This is a genomic window from Streptococcus gwangjuensis (assembly GCF_028156745.1).
GTDB classification, from domain to species: Bacteria; Bacillota; Bacilli; order Lactobacillales; family Streptococcaceae; genus Streptococcus; species Streptococcus gwangjuense_A.
The window spans coordinates 145,561-163,429 of the sequence record NZ_JAODJG010000021.1; the positions used below are offsets into that span (position 1 = coordinate 145,561).

Genomic DNA, 17,869 nt, shown 5'->3' on the forward strand with positions numbered 1-17,869 from the left:
TAGTAGATTAAGAATAATTCACAAAAACTTTGTAAAACACTTGCAATTTAGCTGAAATTTGATAAAATAGTAAGGAAAGTTAGACTGTATTGCCTACTGTCTATCTATAAAATATATTTTATTGGAGGCTTTTACTCAAATGGCAAAAGAAAAATACGATCGTAGTAAACCACACGTTAACATTGGTACTATCGGACACGTTGACCACGGTAAAACTACCCTAACTGCAGCTATCACAACTGTTTTGGCACGTCGCTTGCCTTCATCAGTTAACCAACCTAAAGACTATGCGTCTATCGATGCTGCTCCAGAAGAACGCGAACGCGGTATCACAATCAACACTGCGCACGTTGAGTACGAAACTGAAAAACGTCACTACGCTCACATCGACGCTCCAGGACACGCGGACTACGTTAAAAACATGATCACTGGTGCCGCTCAAATGGACGGAGCTATCCTTGTAGTAGCTTCAACTGACGGACCAATGCCACAAACTCGTGAGCACATCCTTCTTTCACGTCAGGTTGGTGTTAAACACCTTATCGTTTTCATGAACAAAGTTGACTTGGTTGATGACGAAGAATTGCTTGAATTGGTTGAAATGGAAATCCGTGACCTATTGTCAGAATACGACTTCCCAGGTGACGATCTTCCAGTTATCCAAGGATCAGCTCTTAAAGCCCTTGAAGGTGACACTAAATACGAAGACATCGTTATGGAATTGATGAACACAGTTGATGAGTACATCCCAGAACCAGAACGTGACACTGACAAACCATTGCTTCTTCCAGTCGAAGACGTATTCTCAATCACTGGACGTGGTACAGTTGCTTCAGGACGTATCGACCGTGGTATCGTTAAAGTCAACGACGAAATCGAAATCGTTGGTATCAAAGAAGAAACTCAAAAAGCAGTTGTTACTGGTGTTGAAATGTTCCGTAAACAACTTGACGAAGGTCTTGCCGGAGATAACGTAGGTGTCCTTCTTCGTGGTGTTCAACGTGACGAAATCGAACGTGGACAAGTTATCGCTAAACCAGGTTCAATCAACCCACACACTAAATTCAAAGGTGAAGTTTACATCCTTACTAAAGAAGAAGGTGGACGTCACACTCCATTCTTCAACAACTACCGTCCACAATTCTACTTCCGTACTACTGACGTTACAGGTTCAATCGAACTTCCAGCAGGTACTGAAATGGTAATGCCTGGTGATAACGTGACAATCGACGTTGAGTTGATCCACCCAATCGCCGTAGAACAAGGTACTACATTCTCTATCCGTGAGGGTGGACGTACTGTTGGTTCAGGTATGGTTACAGAAATCGAAGCTTAATTCGATTTAGTTCCCAGAAGAACAATTATTTAAGTCAGACACTAAAAGAATCTTGCTTTGCAAGGTTCTTTTTCATTATGTCACTATTAGTCCGTCTAGCTCCGTTATGTGTGAGACAAATGAATGATGGCTGTGAAATATTTTTACTTTTCATGGAAAAATTGTTTTGAGAAAGGTTACATCTTTTTTGAGGAAAGTAATTTGTAGATATAAAAAAGACAAACACTAAAATGATGTTTGTCTTTGGTGTGTAGCTCCGTTAGTTGATCAGTTATAATTATGTTAATTAGCAAAACTGATGCAGACTGCTTCTGGGACATGGAAGTCATTAGAAAGTTCTGCTAGACGACCAGTTTCAGGATTGCGTTTAAAGACGGTTGCATTGTCAGATTCCTGATGGACAGCAATGACAAATTCTTGATCCGGTGTCAAATCAAAATCACGTGGAGTCTGACCATGTGTCGGAACGATTTCTAACAACTCTAAACTACCGTCCGCAAGGATTGTATATACTGCGATAGAATCATGACCACGGTTAGAGGCGTAGAGGAATTTACCGTCTTTAGAGAGACGAATAGCAGCAGTACCATTAAAGCCTTCATAACCGTCTGGTAGAGTTGAAATAACTTGCATGCGTTCAAATTCGCCAACACCATCGTAGATTAAAACTTCTATAGTACTATTGAGTTCACAAATCAGATAAGCAATTTTATAGTGGTTATGGAAAATGATATGACGCGAGCCTGCTCCTGGCTGGCTGTGATATGTATAGAGTTTAGATAATTTCCCTTCTGGATTAAGATCATAAGTAATTACTTGGTCAGTTCCTAAATCACAGGTCACTAGATAGTTGTCAGGTGTTAAATCAGTAAAGTGAACATGGGGAGAAGCTTGATTCTCATGTGGACCTTGGCCACTGTGTTGATCTACATCACTAAGTAGAAGACTGCCATCTTCCTTGCGTTTATAAACAAGGACCTGTCCCTTGTGGTAGTTTGCCGCGTACACCAAATCACGCTTTTCATCAACGGCAACATAACAGTGGGGAGCTCCTTTTTCCACGACATGATTTAATAAGGTTCCATCAGTTTGATAGGCTGCAATGCCCCCCTTATCGTCTTGACTACCAACAGTGTATAAATGTTGGTGCTGGTCAAAGACAAGGTAGGTCGGACTTGGTTCAGGTACAAAAAGTTCTAGATTTGAAAGCTGACCAGTTTCTGTATCAAAGTCTGCCTTGTAAATCCCTTGGGAAGTACGACGTGTATAAGTTCCAAAATAAACAGTTTCTTTCATGACTATACCTCTTTATAAAGATAAGTCTATTATATCACAAAATGAATTTATAATATGCTATGCGATGCAATTGAGTAGTATGTAAGCACTTTAAAAAAGAGTTATTTTGATTTAAAAATGGTATAATGAGAGAATAACAGAAAGGAAGTATTTATGGAGCAAAAAGAGAAACATTTTAGCCTATCTTGGTTTTTCAAGTGGTTTTTGGATAACAAGGCAATTACTGTATTTTTGGTAACCTTATTATTGGGACTGAATCTTTTTATTTTAAGTAAGATTAGTTTTCTATTTTCACCTGTTTTAGATTTCTTGGCAGTTGTGATGTTACCAGTCATTCTATCTGGTTTACTATACTATTTATTGAATCCTATCGTTGATTGGATGGAGAAGCATAAGATTAATCGCGTCATCGCAATCAGTATTGTCTTTGTCATCATCGCTCTCTTTATCATTTGGGGCTTGGCAGTGGCTATTCCAAATCTGCAACGTCAAGTTTTAACCTTTGCAAGAAATGTACCAATCTATCTCGAAGATGCTGATCGAGTTATTGATGATTTGGTCACCAAGCGTTTACCAGATGATTTTAGACCTCAGTTAGAGCAAGTTTTGACAAACTTCTCAAGTCAGGCTACAGTTTGGGCAAGTAAAGTATCTTCACAGGCAGTCAACTGGGTGAGCGCCTTTATTAGCGGTGCTTCTCAAGTGATTGTTGCCTTGATTATCGTTCCTTTCATGCTCTTTTATCTCTTGCGTGATGGGAAAGGATTGCGTCACTATTTGACTCAATTCATGCCAACAAAATTGAAGGAGCCTGTAGGACAAGTTTTATCAGATGTGAATCAGCAGTTGTCCAACTATGTTCGAGGGCAAGTAACAGTAGCTATTATTGTAGCAGTAATGTTTATCATCTTTTTCAAGATTATTGGTCTACGTTATGCGGTTACGCTGGGTGTTACTGCTGGTATTTTAAATTTGGTTCCTTATCTTGGTAGCTTCCTAGCCATGCTTCCTGCCCTAGTATTGGGCTTGATTGCTGGGCCTGTCATGCTTTTAAAAGTAGTGATTGTCTTTATCGTAGAACAAACTATTGAAGGCCGTTTTGTCTCTCCATTGATATTGGGAAGTCAATTAAACATCCACCCTATTAATGTTCTCTTTGTTTTGTTAACTTCAGGATCCATGTTTGGTATCTGGGGAGTTTTACTCGGTATTCCGGTTTATGCTTCTGCTAAAGTTGTCATTTCAGCCATTTTCGAATGGTATAAGGTAGTTAGTGGTTTATATGAACTAGAAGGAGAGGAAGTAAAGAGTGAACAATAGTCAACAGATGTTACAGGCTTTGGAAGAGCAAGATTTAGTTAAGGCAGAACATTATTTCGTCAAAGCTTTAGAAAATGATCCAAGTGACCTTCTGTATGAGTTAGCTACCTATCTAGAAGGGATTGGTTTTTATCCTCAGGCCAAGGAAATTTACCTGAAAATCGTAGAGGACTTTCCAGAGGTTCATCTTAATCTGGCGGCTATTGCTAGCGAGGATGGTCAAATCGAAGAAGCCTTTGCCTATCTAGAGGAAATCCAAGTTGACAGTGACTGGTATGTTTCGGCTTTGGCCTTGAAGGCAGATCTTTACCAGATGGAAGGTTTGACAGATGTAGCGCGTGAAAAATTGCTGGAGGCGTTGAGTTATTCAGAGGATCCTCTTTTGATATTGGGATTAGCAGAGTTGGATAGTGAGTTGGAAAATTACCAAGAAGCTATTCAAGGCTATGCGCAATTAGATAATCGTACTATTTATGAGCAAACAGGCATTTCTACCTATCAACGAATTGGCTTTGCCTATGCACAGTTGGGGAAATTTGAAACAGCTACAGAGTTTTTAGAAAAAGCCCTGGAGTTAGAATACGATGACCTAACAGCTTTTGAGTTGGCCAGTCTTTACTTTGATCAAGAAGAATACCAAAAAGCTGTCCTCTACTTTAAGCAACTTGATACCATTTCACCTGATTTTGAAGGATATGAGTATGGTTACAGTCAGGCCTTACATAAGGAACATCAAGTTCAAGAAGCCCTGCGTATCACTAAGCAAGGCTTAGAGAAAAATCCCTTTGAAACTCGCCTCTTGCTGGCTGCTTCACAATTCTCTTATGAATTGCATGATGCCAGTGGTGCAGAAAACTACCTCCTTACTGCAAAAGAAGACGCTGAGGATACGGAAGAAATCTTACTACGTCTAGCCACTATCTATCTAGAGCAGGAGCGTTATGAAGACATTCTAGATTTACAAAGTGAGGAGCCAGAAAATCTTTTGACCAAGTGGATGATTGCTCGTTCTTATCAAGAAATGGACGATTTGGATACTGCCTACGAGCTTTACCAAGAGTTGGCAGGTGATTTGAAGGACAATCCCGAATTTCTGGAACACTATATCTATCTCTTGCGTGAATTGGGCTATTTCGAGGAAGCAAAAGTCAATGCGCAAGCTTACTTAAAACTGGTTCCAGATGATGTGCAAATGCAAGAACTGTATGAGAGATTGCAGGAATAAAATGTTTTAAAGCTATATCTTATCATTTTTCATAGTATCATCTACAGGTTATTTTATCTATTGTATGGTGAGAGTATATTTGAGTTGTTGTGTTTGTATTCGAGTTTCCAATATAAGACATAAGAAGTGAGATAAGTAATATTTTTAAAAGTACAATCTTAGACTTTATAGTAAAAGAAAAAGTTCTCATTTCATAAGTGACAGATTGAATAGAAAGCCCTTAGACTAAAAGTTTCTAAGGGTTTTTCTTTGTGTGAAATCGTAAAATAGGGGTAAGAAAAGTTGTGAGATGTTTGTCATGTTTCATAAAAAAATGAGACTACGATTGCAATCATGTTGATTATTACACGCTAGAGGGACTCGTTCCGCAAGACTATATTCTTCGTCAGGTTGAGTAAGTTCTCGATTTTCCTTCATCTATGATTTAATCGTATCCAATAACCACAAATATACTTACCAAGTGTTAGATAATAAAGCTGAGTTTATAAGTGAGCAACTGGAAGTTAAGATTGACTTAGTTCGGAAAAAGCAAGGAAAACAGGGAGGGAAAGTTTTTTGTTTTGCATTGAAAAGTATTTTATAGAGGGTTCAACTTATTTTAAGGATAGTAGAGCTGAAGAAATAAAAAAGACAAACACTAAAATGATGTTTGTCTTCGGTGTGGAGTTCTCATTAAATGAGAACCTAGTTACAATTAGTTTTTAGAAGCTGCTTCGAATTCTGGATTTTTCCATGCTTCGTCAATGATAGCTTGCAATTCTTTAGCAGATGCTTGCATTTTTTGAGTTTCTGCGTCGTTCAATGGGATATTTACTGGACGAACAATACCGTGTGCCCCAACAACAGCTGGTTGACCGATAAAGACGTTTTCAACTCCGTATTGACCTTCTTGGAATACTGAAAGTGGAAGTACTGCGTTTTCATCGTCAAGGATTGCTTTAGTGATACGAGCAAGGGCTACTGCGATACCGTAGTATGTTGCACCTTTTTTGTTGATGATTGTGTAGGCTGCATCACGAACACCTTCGAACAATTCAATCAATTCAGCTTCTTGAACATTTTGAGTGTCTTTAAGGAATTCTTCAAGGTTTACACCAGCGATGTTAGCGTGCGACCAAACAGCGAACTCAGAGTCACCGTGTTCACCCATGATGTAGGCGTGCACTGAACGAGCATCAACATCAAGTTTTTCAGCAAGTGCTTGACGGAAACGAGCTGAGTCAAGTGAAGTACCTGAACCGATAACACGTTCTTTAGGGAAACCAGAGAATTTCCAAGTTGAGTAAGTCAAGACGTCAACTGGGTTAGCAGCAACAAGGAAGATACCTTTGAAACCTGATTCAACAACTTGAGTTACGATTGATTTGTTGATAGCAAGGTTTTTACCTACAAGGTCAAGACGAGTTTCACCTGGTTTTTGAGGCGCACCTGCAGTGATTACAACAAGGTCAGCGTCTGCACAGTCAGAGTATTGAGCTGCATAGATTTTTTTAGGTGAAGTGAAAGCAAGGGCGTGACTAAGATCAAGCGCGTCACCAACAGCTTTTTCATGCAATTGTGGAATTTCGATAATTCCAAGCTCTTGTGCAATTCCTTGGTTAACAAGTGCAAAAGCGTAAGAAGAACCTACAGCACCATCACCGACAAGGATAACTTTTTTGTGTTGTTTAGTTGAAGTCATTATTCTAAACATCTCCTTAATTTTATTCAGGGATTTCCCCAGTTATTTCAATTTTATCACTTTTAAAAAGCTTTGTCACGGATATGCATTTCAGTTCTTGATGTAAACGTTTTAGTGATTTTAGATACCTGAAATATGGCGGACATTATGGTATAATATATTTTATACTAATAGTGAAATGAGGCATTTATTAATGCAGGATAGAAATTTAGTGAATGTCAATCTGACAAAGGAGATGAAGACGAGCTTTATCGACTACGCCATGAGTGTTATCGTAGCGCGGGCCCTTCCTGATGTTCGAGATGGCTTGAAACCTGTTCACCGTCGGATTCTCTACGGAATGAATGAATTGGGTGTTACTCCAGATAAACCTCATAAAAAATCTGCTCGTATTACAGGGGATGTTATGGGTAAATATCACCCACACGGGGATTCCTCTATCTATGAAGCCATGGTCCGTATGGCTCAATGGTGGAGTTACCGTTACATGCTTGTAGATGGTCATGGGAACTTTGGTTCCATGGATGGTGATGGTGCTGCCGCCCAGCGTTATACTGAGGCACGTATGAGCAAGATTGCTCTGGAGATGCTTCGTGATATCAACAAAAATACAGTTGATTTCGTTGATAACTATGATGCCAATGAACGTGAACCTTTAGTCCTTCCAGCTCGTTTTCCAAATCTTTTAGTTAATGGAGCTACTGGTATCGCTGTCGGTATGGCGACCAATATTCCACCTCATAACTTGGGTGAAACTATTGATGCTGTGAAGTTGGTCATGGACAATCCTGAAGTGACCACTAAGGATTTGATGGAAGTCTTGCCTGGGCCAGATTTTCCAACTGGTGCCCTGGTTATGGGGAAATCAGGCATTCATAAGGCTTACGAAACTGGTAAAGGTTCTATTGTTCTTCGTTCTCGTACTGAAATTGAAGAAACTAAGACTGGCCGTGAGCGCATCGTTGTAACAGAATTTCCTTATATGGTTAATAAAACCAAGGTGCATGAGCATATTGTTCGTTTGGTTCAGGAAAAACGCATTGAGGGCATCACAGCAGTACGTGATGAGTCAAACCGTGAAGGTGTTCGATTTGTTATCGAAGTCAAGCGCGATGCCTCAGCCAATGTCATCCTTAATAATCTCTTCAAGATGACCCAGATGCAAACCAACTTTGGTTTCAATATGCTTGCTATCCAAAATGGGGTGCCGAAGATTTTGTCTCTTCGTCAGATTTTGGATGCTTATATCGAACACCAAAAAGAAGTGGTTGTTCGTCGTACTCGTTTTGATAAGGAAAAAGCAGAAGCGCGTGCTCATATTTTAGAAGGTCTCTTGATTGCGCTAGACCACATCGACGAAGTGATTCGTATCATCCGTGCTAGTGAAACGGATGCGGAAGCACAAGCTGAGTTGATGAGTAAATTCAAGTTATCTGAACGTCAAAGTCAAGCCATTCTTGATATGCGTCTTCGTCGTTTGACAGGTTTGGAACGTGATAAGATTCAGTCTGAGTATGATGATCTCTTGGCTCTGATTGCCGATTTAGCAGATATTCTTGCTAAGCCGGAACGTGTTTCACAGATCATCAAAGATGAATTAGACGAAGTTAAACGTAAATTTGGTGACCAACGTCGTACTGAATTGATGGTCGGTGAAGTCTTAAGCCTCGAAGATGAGGATTTGATTGAAGAATCGGATGTCTTAATTACACTGTCTAACAAGGGTTACATCAAACGTCTGGACCAAGCTGAGTTCACTGCTCAAAAACGTGGTGGTCGTGGTGTCCAAGGTACAGGTGTTAAGGATGACGACTTTGTTCGTGAGTTAGTATCAACTAGCACGCATGATCATTTGCTCTTCTTTACAAATAAAGGACGTGTTTATCGTCTTAAAGGTTATGAAATTCCTGAATATGGCCGTACAGCCAAGGGATTGCCGATTGTCAATCTTTTAAAACTGGATGAAGGCGAAAGTATTCAGACTATCATCAATGTTGAATCTGAACGCAGTGATGATGCTTACCTTTTCTTCACAACCCGTCATGGCATTGTGAAGAGAACCAGCGTCAAGGAATTTGCTAACATTCGTCAAAATGGACTTAAAGCACTGAATCTGAAAGATGAAGATGAGTTGATTAATGTCTTGTTGACAGAAGAAGATACGGATATTATCATTGGTACCAAGTTTGGTTATGCAGTTCGCTTTAATCAATCAGCCGTTCGGGGAATGAGTCGTATCGCTACGGGTGTGAAAGGTGTTAATCTCCGTGAGGGGGACACAGTAGTTGGTGCTAGTGTAATCACAGATCAGGACGAGGTTCTTATCATCACTGAAAAAGGATATGGTAAGCGCACAGTTGCGACTGAATATCCAACAAAAGGTCGTGGTGGTAAAGGGATGCAAACTGCTAAAATTACTGAAAAGAATGGTTCCCTTGCTGGTCTTATGACAGTTAAAGGTGATGAAGATTTGATGATTATCACTGATACTGGTGTCATGATTCGAACCAATGTTGCTAATATTTCACAAACAGGTCGCTCAACTATGGGAGTTAAGGTGATGCGCCTGGATCAAGATGCCAAAATTGTAACCTTTACAACAGTGGCAGCCGCAGAGAAAGAAGAAGTTGGGACAGAAAACGAAACAGAAGGTGAAGCATAATGTCTCATAAAAAGAATAATAAGAAAATCAAACGAAAAAATCTGCTGACAAATATCTTGGCTGTATTCCTCATACTGATCTCTATTGCTTTGATTTTTAATGCAAAGATTCGTGATGCATTTATTGCTTGGAATAGTAATAAATACCAAGTTAGTCAAGTATCAAAAGAAAAAATAGAAGAAAATCAGGACACAGAGGGAAATTTTGATTTTGATTCAGTAAAAGCCATTTCCTCTGAAGCTGTTTTAGCCTCTCAATGGGATAATCAAAAATTACCTGTTATTGGAGGAATTGCAATACCTGAGCTTGAAATTAATTTACCTATCTTTAAGGGGATTGCAAATGTTAATCTTTTATATGGTGCGGGTACCATGAAGCGTGACCAAGAAATGGGTAAAGGGAATTATTCATTAGCTAGCCATCATATTTTCACAGGTGATAATGCTAGTCAGATGCTTTTTTCTCCACTAGATCGTGCGAAAAAAGGGATGAAAATTCACTTGACAGATAAGAATAAAGTGTATACCTATGAAATTAGTGAAGTGAAACGAGTTACACCAGATAGAGTAGATGAAATTGATGACCGAACTGGTGTTGATGAAATTACTTTAGTAACTTGTGAGGATGCAGCAGCTACTGAGCGGATCATTGTAAAGGGTGATTTGAAAGAAACAAAAGATTATTCACAAACATCTGACGAAATTTTGACAGCCTTCAATCAACCATATAAACAATTTTATTAGTTCTAAAAGAATCAGTGAAGATTAAGTTTCATTGATTCTTTTAATATTTTCGTAAAATAAACTTTTATGAAATACAGAAAACGTTTCCTTAATTCTAAAGTTTGTGATATAATTATCACAAATAAAAGTTTTAGGAGTTTATTATGGTTTCTTCAGAATTTATCTCAAAGATTGAATTTGCTTGCAAGAAGAAAGAAAGTCTTTATAGTCAAAGCAAATTTAAGTATGCGATTCGTTCGATGTTCGCAGGTGCATTTTTAACCTTCAGTACAGCTGCAGGTGCAGTTGGAGCTGACTTGATTAATAAAATTGCACCGGGTAGTGGACGCTTCCTATTCCCATTTGTCTTTGCTTGGGGATTGGCCTACATTGTTTTCTTGAATGCCGAGTTGGTAACATCAAACATGATGTTCTTAACTGCTGGTAGTTTCTTGAAAAAAATCTCTTGGAGAAAAACAGCTGAGATTTTACTTTACTGTACCTTGTTCAACCTTATCGGGGCCTTGATAGCAGGTTGGGGCTTTGCTCATTCGGCAGCCTATGCACATCTAACTCACGATAGCTTCATCTCAGGTGTTGTTGAGATGAAGTTAGGCCGTTCAAATGAATTAATCTTGCTTGAGGCGATTTTGGCAAATATTTTCGTTAATATTGCGATTCTTTCATTTGTTTTGGTCAAAGATGGTGGTGCTAAACTATGGCTCGTTTTATCAGCGATTTACATGTTTGTATTCTTAACAAACGAGCACATCGCTGCGAACTTTGCTTCTTTCGCGATTGTAAAATTCAGTGTTGCTGCGGATTCAATTGCTAACTTCGGTGTTGGAAATATGCTTCGTCACTGGGGTGTAACCTTCATTGGAAACTTTATCGGAGGAGGCCTCTTGATGGGTCTTCCATATGCCTTCCTCAATAAAAATGAAGATACTTACGTAGATTAAGAAAATGAGCACGATTAAGTCGTGCTTTTTCGTTTTTAAAATAGGGTAATAGCTATTTCTTATATCAAAATATAGAAAACTGATATTTGTAAACTATACCTTAAGGTGCTACAATATCCTTAATCAAACTATTTGGAGGTCGCCTTATGACTCGTGATTTTAAATTTGAAACTTTGCAACTACATGCTGGTCAAGTTGTGGATCCAGCTACCAAGTCTCGTGCAGTGCCAATTTATCAGACAACATCCTTTGTTTTTGATGACACGCAGGAAGGTGCCGATTTGTTTGCCTTGAGAAAACCAGGGAACATCTATACTCGTATCACAAACCCTACAACAGCTGCCTTTGAAGAAAGAATCGCTGCTCTTGAAGGTGGTGTCGGAGCTCTTGCAACCGCATCAGGTATGGCTGCAGTGACTTATACGATTTTGGCGCTTGCTCATGCTGGTGATCATGTAGTAGCGGCATCAACTATTTACGGCGGGACTTTCAACCTCTTGAAAGAAACCCTTCCTCGTTATGGTATCACAACAACCTTTGTGGATGTGGATAATTTAGAGGAAGTGGAAGCAGCGATCAAAGACAATACCAAGCTTGTATTGATTGAAACCTTGGGCAATCCCTTGATTAACATTCCTGACTTGGAAAAATTGGCTGAGATTGCTCATAAACATCAGATTCCACTTGTTTCCGATAATACCTTTGCTACACCTTATTTGATTAACGTTTTTTCTCACGGTGTAGATATTGCCATTCACTCTGCGACTAAGTTTATCGGTGGACATGGTACGACAATTGGAGGAGTGATTGTCGATAGCGGGCGTTTTGATTGGGCAGCTTCAGGAAAATTCCCTCAATTTGTTGAGGAAGACCCAAGCTATCACAACTTGAGCTATACTCGTGATGTGGGGGCAGCAGCCTTTATTATCGCTGTCCGTGTTCAATTGCTTCGTGATACAGGTGCAGCCTTGTCACCATTTAATGCCTTTCTCTTACTCCAAGGACTTGAAACCCTTTCTCTTCGTGTGGAACGTCATGTACAAAATGCAGAGAAAATTGTTGATTTCCTTGTCAACCATCCTAAGGTAGAAAAGGTCAATTATCCAAAACTAGCAGATAGTCCTTACCATGCCTTGGCTGAGAAATACTTGCCAAAAGGTGTGGGTTCAATCTTTACCTTCCATGTCAAAGGTGGAGAGGCAGAAGCACGCAAGGTAATTGATCATTTAGAAATCTTCTCTGACCTTGCAAACGTGGCAGATGCCAAGTCTCTTGTTGTCCATCCAGCAACAACCACTCACGGTCAATTGTCAGAAAAAGACCTAGAAGCAGCAGGTGTCACACCAAACCAAATTCGTTTGTCAATAGGACTTGAAAATGTAGATGATTTGATCGAAGATTTGCGCTTGGCCTTGGAAAAAATTTAAAGAAAAAGAAGATAAACAGTGGGTTTCGACTCACTGTTTTTGATTTTCCCTCAGGCATGATATAATGGTTACAGAAGTCTAGAAAGAGGAACGATATGAACGAAATCAAATGTCCCAACTGTGGGGAAGTCTTTACAGTAAATGAAAGTCAGTATGCCGAACTTTTGTCCCAAGTGAGAACAGCAGAGTTTGATAAGGAATTGCACGATCGCATGAAGCAGGAACTGGCTTTGGCAGAGCAAAAAGCCATGAATGAACAACAGTCTAAACTAGCTCAAAAAGACCAAGAAATTGCTCAATTACAGAGTCAAATCCAAAATTTTGATACAGAAAAAGAATTGGCAAAGAAAGAGGTTGAACAGACAAGTCATGAGGCTTTATTGGCTAAGGATAAGGAAGTACAGGCCTTAGAAAACCAATTGTCGACCTTGCGTTTAGAGCATGAAAATCAACTCCAAAAGACCCTTTCTGACCTAGAAAAAGAACGAGATCAGGTTAAAAATCAACTTCTTTTACAAGAAAAAGAAAACGAGCTTTCTCTTGCTTCTGTTAAACAAAACTATGAAGCTCAGCTCAAGGCAGCAAGTGAACAAGTTGAATTTTATAAGAATTTCAAAGCCCAACAATCGACAAAAGCTATCGGGGAAAGTCTGGAACACTATGCAGAGAGTGAGTTTAACAAGGTCCGTAGTTTTGCCTTTCCAAATGCTTACTTTGAAAAGGATAACAAGGTTTCTGCGCGTGGGTCTAAGGGGGACTTTATCTTCCGTGAATGTGATGAAAATGGGGTCGAAATCATTTCCATCATGTTTGAGATGAAAAATGAAGCTGATGGAACAGAGAAGAAGCACAAGAATGCAGATTTTTACAAGGAATTGGACAAGGACCGTCGTGAAAAGAACTGTGAATATGCGGTTTTGGTGACTATGCTTGAGGCCGATAATGACTACTTTAACACAGGGATTGTTGACGTTAGTCACGAGTATGAAAAGATGTATGTGGTTCGCCCTCAGTTCTTTATCCAGTTGATTGGGCTTTTGAGAAATGCTGCGCTTAATTCTCTAAAATATAAGCAGGAGTTGGCCTTGGTTCGGGAACAAAATATTGACATTACGCATTTTGAGGAAGATTTGGACGCCTTTAAACTAGCTTTTGCCAAGAACTACAACTCTGCTTCGACCAACTTTGGCAAAGCTATTGATGAAATCGACAAGGCCATCAAACGCATGGAAGAGGTTAAGAAGTTCCTAACCACATCAGAAAACCAACTCCGTCTAGCTAACAACAAATTGGAAGATGTTTCTGTTAAAAAATTGACCCGGAAAAATCCAACTATGAAAGCGAAGTTTGAAGCGCTGCAGGGGGAGTAGTATTACCTTAGAAACAGGAGTTCCTATGAAAAAAACTTTGAAATTTTCGGATATCTATATTGCATATTTACCACTAGTTGTGTTTCTTCTTAATCTCCTATATGGTCTTTTAAATATTGAAGGGGTAGGTGACTCAGACTCAAGATATAGTTTATTATTTGGTGTTTTTGGCCTTGTTCCAACAGTCTTAGGCTACGGAATTAGCTTTTTAGCCAATCTTATTGTAGGTATAACTTATGTGATAAAGGCAAAAAATCGAACGAAATGTCTGATTGCATTCCTATTGATTGGCAATATTTTTTTAGCAATTTTTCTGATGTTTGTGCTAAGATTTAAAATGATCGTTTCCTTTGACTTTATAAAAGATATTGACCTTTGGAGTTTCATTTTTTCATTATTTTTATTTCCGTATTTAGATTGGATTTATCAAAAGGTTGAGTACAATCAAAAAGTGAGTAGATTTGTAGTCATTATAGTATTAGCGGGAACTCTTTCTCCATTTCTAGGCAGTGAAATTCAAACTTACTTGAGAAATAATGCCAAAGTACAACAATTACAAGAGTTTTATCATTCTAGGGATTTGAACTACGAATTAACACTTAAGTCTTCATACTATGATAGTAATATTTCCGATGTAGGTGTCTTTGATGTTTTCGATAAGGGAGTTACCATAAAAGTGGGTGCTAAGTACACGCGTCAAAAATTGAAATATGTTACTTTCATTGATCAAGACTACGGCCTAAAGGAATTTATAAAAAATGCTGTTTCAAGTGATGAAGCTCAAATAGTTCTAAAAGATTTTAGGTCAGTAGTAGAAGATGCTATTAAAAAGAAAGGTTATGATTTATCTGTATTTGATGCTGAAGATCAACCATTAGCTAGCCCAGGTTTTCAAATATCACGTTCATTTAGAGTCACTTCTTTTATTAAAGAAAAAGCAGTTCAAAATCAAAACTCATCTAGTCCAGAAAAACAAGCATTTGGAGGATATGCAGCAATTTCTCTTAAAGACTATATGAAAGAGGGAGCCCTTCGTTTATGTTTAACACTTAGTGAACGTGACAAATTGAAGTTAGATGACATTGATTTTTCAGGACTCTCCGATGGACACTACATGATCAATAATGAATATTTTATAGTGAACAACGGAATGTATACAATAGTTGAAGATGAAGGTGATTTTGAAAATTTTTTACAGAGAGAATCTAGTAAACAATTTTATTTGGAGGATTTTTATAAAATTGAAAAGCTTAATTAAATTATTAGCAAATAAAGATGTAAAATTTCTTTATAATATTTGTATTCGATTATCTACATATTTATTAGTTGTTGCAGTTTATATAGCAATTTTGGGTTTGTTTTTATTGTTTAAACAGAATATTATTGCAGTACGTTATCTGTTATTTTTGTCGGTATTATTTATAGTTATTGGCATCTTTTTAAATTTATTGACATGGAAAGTTCTTCTATATTGGAAGGTGGTTTTGATTGATTTTAAGAAATATCAATTTTTCTTTGAATACAATGTTAGTCATTCCAATAAGTTTAATAAGAAATTTAATGAAGTAAGTTTTGAATTAATCACAGGAGAATTATCTTACCTCAGAGGAGATTTTTTATTATCACTTAGTCAATATTCAAATATCAATCTTTCTAATATTTCTAAAAAAAATAGAAAAATATTTGAATTGAAGAAATTATATTATAATTTTCTATCTTCTATCCATATTCAAGATGAGCAAAATATTGCTTTCTTTGAGGAACAATTGTCCAAGGCGCCAGATTCGAAAGATGGTAAGGCTAAACTCGTTGCTAAAGCTCAAGCCATAAAAGATATTGTGTTCAATAAAGAAGCGAACGACTACTTCGACACCACTGAACCTGAAAATAAGCTAGCTCGAATCATATTTTCTTATTATGGCGCTCTTAATGCTCAGCTAAAAGGAGATGAAGCTCGTGCTCGTAGTTTGTTTGAAAGTATCGTCCATGAAAATCCAGAACTCTTTTGTGTACAGGAAGCGAAGAAATATTTAGGAAGTAATAATGTTTCCTAGTACCTTTCGTTTAAATTAAGTAAAAGAGAGTAACCAGGTCCAACAAGACTACGCAACAGTTAAAACGACTAATGAGACGGGGGTAAGAACGGTGGATCATCTCACCCAAATTTCAAATACAACTGGTGAGGTAGTTGGTAGTGCTTTTAATTGGGTTGTAGAGCATCCAGTTGAAACGATTGGACTTTCTATTGTAACAGTTGGGACGATTCTTGCTTTTTCTACTGGGGTTGGTGAGGTAGCAACTGCTGTGGTTGAATTATTTGTAGGAATTACTGCGTTATTTAATAGCTAGTTATGGAGTGTTATATGAAAAGGACTATAGAAATTATTAGAACATGGTCAGCTGATAAAATAGAATTAATTTTTCTTAAAATTATATTTAAATATTTGCTGTATTTTTTAGTGTTTTCAACAGTAATGGTTTATGTCTATATTTTTAACCATTCATCGACTGTTTATACAAAGCTATTAACAGTATTTCTTGTCCTTCTTATATTGTTTATTCTTCTATCTAAACTATTACTTGATAAGGCTTTAATTGATATTTTATTTGAAGATATCAATTTAACAAAGTATCAGGATATAGTTGCTAGAGCTGATGCAAATTCTTTAAATAGAAATGTTCAGATTCTTCCAAAATATTTGGCAAATGCAAGAGTATCCTTTTATAGAGGATACTTCCAAGATAGTTTAGAATTGCTGAATAAAATAAAAAATAGTAATCTAAAAAAATCCAAAAATCTCTACTATGTATTTCATATCAAGTATTATAGCATCCTAAACTTGGTTCATTTGAATGATTGTTTAGAATTGCAAGAATTAATAGTAGAAATTGAAGAACTAACAAGTAATGTTCAATCGCAAATTTTAAAATATCAGGAAGAAATTTTGAGTTTAAAGGCTATTGTTGATATCTATTGCAATAAAAAATCAAACGACTACTTTGACATTACTGAACCTGAAAATAAGTTAGCTCGAATCATGTTCTCTTATTACGGCGCTCTTAATGCTCAGCTAAAAGGAGATGATGCTCGTGCCCGTAGTTTGTTTGAAAGTATCGCCCATGAAAATCCAGAACTCTTTTATGTTCAGGAAGCGAAAAAATATTTAGAATCAGTGAAATGAGAGTAATATATGAAATTAGTAAAAAAAATAGTAAGTAGGGCGACAGAAAACACTCTTTTACAACTTGATAGGGTTATTCTAATTTGCTTATTTTTAGTCTTGGTTGTTTATGTGATGGCAGTATTTTTAATATTTCAAAGCAATTTGGAAATATTGGGACTCATATTATTAGTTATTGACTTTTTAGTTCTCGTCTTTGTATTTTATTTAAGATTTGTATCTAGAAAAGTTATTGTTCTAGTGTTACACGATTCTATTGATCTTAAGCTATATGAAGACATGTTAAGAGTTCAATCAGAAAAATCTATTAAGCCCTTTAGGGCAACATATCGTGAGAATTACCAAATTATCCAAGGTCGAGTGGCTTATTTAAAAGGAGATTTTCAAGCTGCCAAGGAAAATATGTCCAAATATGATTTGAAAAAAATTTGGAAGAGATTCAGAACCCCTGCGTTTTTAATATCAAGCTTTGAACTATTAACAGTTTCCATTCATCTTCAAGATGCGCAAGATATTGCTTTCTTTGAGGAACAATTGTCCAAGGCACCAGATTTTAAAGGAGGCAAAGCTACACTTGTTGCTCAAGCCCAAGCCATAAAAGATATTGTGTTCAATAAAGAAGCGAACGACTACTTCGACATTACTGAACCAGAAAGTAAGCTAGCTCGAATCGTGTTTTCTTATTA

15 protein-coding genes are annotated in these 17,869 nt (G+C 37.6%); 13 read left to right on the forward strand and 2 right to left on the reverse strand.

Going from position 1 to position 17,869, the window contains the following annotated elements; all coding sequences use genetic code 11:
* Window positions 1–139 precede the first annotated feature (139 nt).
* Entirely contained in the window at window positions 140–1,336 is a 1,197-nt protein-coding gene (gene tuf / locus N5909_RS01030; protein WP_001040726.1) for an elongation factor Tu, read from the forward strand.
* Window positions 1,337–1,618: 282 nt separating this feature from the next.
* On the opposite strand, the gene N5909_RS01035 is transcribed toward tuf, so the two are convergent.
* Window positions 1,619–2,632 (reverse strand): lactonase family protein, encoded by a 1,014-nt coding sequence (locus N5909_RS01035; RefSeq protein ID WP_033681680.1) that lies wholly within the window; start codon window positions 2,630–2,632, stop codon window positions 1,619–1,621.
* A gap of 153 nt (window positions 2,633–2,785) precedes the next feature.
* On the opposite strand from N5909_RS01035, the gene N5909_RS01040 reads away from it, so the two are divergent.
* Both N5909_RS01040 and N5909_RS01045 read left to right on the forward strand, forming a co-directional pair.
* Window positions 2,786–3,952, forward strand: a complete 1,167-nt coding sequence (locus N5909_RS01040) for an AI-2E family transporter (RefSeq protein ID WP_033681681.1) — start codon at window positions 2,786–2,788, stop codon at window positions 3,950–3,952.
* Complete coding sequence (locus N5909_RS01045) at window positions 3,942–5,177, forward strand: tetratricopeptide repeat protein (protein ID WP_033681682.1); 1,236 nt, start codon at window positions 3,942–3,944, stop codon at window positions 5,175–5,177. Before N5909_RS01040 ends, N5909_RS01045 begins: the two co-directional genes overlap by 11 nt.
* A gap of 694 nt (window positions 5,178–5,871) precedes the next feature.
* Here N5909_RS01045 and N5909_RS01050 read toward each other — a convergent pair.
* Window positions 5,872–6,858 (reverse strand): L-lactate dehydrogenase, encoded by a 987-nt coding sequence (locus tag N5909_RS01050; protein ID WP_020901464.1) that lies wholly within the window; start codon window positions 6,856–6,858, stop codon window positions 5,872–5,874.
* A gap of 193 nt (window positions 6,859–7,051) precedes the next feature.
* Here N5909_RS01050 and gyrA point away from each other — a divergent pair, with 193 nt between their 5' ends.
* The 10 genes from gyrA to N5909_RS01100 all read left to right on the forward strand — a co-directional run.
* Window positions 7,052–9,520, forward strand: coding sequence for a DNA gyrase subunit A (gene gyrA / locus N5909_RS01055; RefSeq protein WP_033681683.1), 2,469 nt, complete (start codon window positions 7,052–7,054; stop codon window positions 9,518–9,520).
* Entirely contained in the window at window positions 9,520–10,263 is a 744-nt protein-coding gene (locus N5909_RS01060; RefSeq protein ID WP_033681684.1) for a class A sortase, read from the forward strand. The genes gyrA and N5909_RS01060 overlap by 1 nt, the downstream gene beginning before the upstream one ends.
* 143 nt (window positions 10,264–10,406) lie before the next feature.
* Entirely contained in the window at window positions 10,407–11,204 is a 798-nt protein-coding gene (locus N5909_RS01065; RefSeq protein WP_000254773.1) for a formate/nitrite transporter family protein, read from the forward strand.
* A 146-nt stretch (window positions 11,205–11,350) separates the two neighbouring features.
* Window positions 11,351–12,631 carry an O-acetylhomoserine aminocarboxypropyltransferase/cysteine synthase family protein gene (locus N5909_RS01070; protein WP_042751050.1) on the forward strand — a complete coding sequence of 427 codons (1,281 nt, stop codon included), beginning with the start codon at window positions 11,351–11,353 and terminating at the stop codon, window positions 12,629–12,631.
* Between the two features lie 95 nt (window positions 12,632–12,726).
* Window positions 12,727–14,001, forward strand: a complete 1,275-nt coding sequence (locus N5909_RS01075) for a DUF2130 domain-containing protein (protein WP_225742670.1) — start codon at window positions 12,727–12,729, stop codon at window positions 13,999–14,001.
* Window positions 14,002–14,026: 25 nt separating this feature from the next.
* Complete coding sequence (locus N5909_RS01080; protein WP_045606729.1) at window positions 14,027–15,259, forward strand: hypothetical protein; 1,233 nt, start codon at window positions 14,027–14,029, stop codon at window positions 15,257–15,259.
* A complete protein-coding gene (locus tag N5909_RS01085) occupies window positions 15,243–16,055 on the forward strand; it encodes a hypothetical protein (RefSeq protein ID WP_049493482.1) in 813 nt (270 codons plus the stop codon). Before N5909_RS01080 ends, N5909_RS01085 begins: the two co-directional genes overlap by 17 nt.
* A gap of 91 nt (window positions 16,056–16,146) precedes the next feature.
* Window positions 16,147–16,350, forward strand: a complete 204-nt coding sequence (locus tag N5909_RS01090; protein ID WP_033681688.1) for a hypothetical protein — start codon at window positions 16,147–16,149, stop codon at window positions 16,348–16,350.
* A gap of 14 nt (window positions 16,351–16,364) precedes the next feature.
* Window positions 16,365–17,183, forward strand: a complete 819-nt coding sequence (locus tag N5909_RS01095) for a hypothetical protein (protein WP_271630668.1) — start codon at window positions 16,365–16,367, stop codon at window positions 17,181–17,183.
* A gap of 9 nt (window positions 17,184–17,192) precedes the next feature.
* A partial coding sequence (locus N5909_RS01100; protein WP_271630669.1) for a hypothetical protein occupies window positions 17,193–17,869 on the forward strand: 677 nt, incomplete at its 3' end.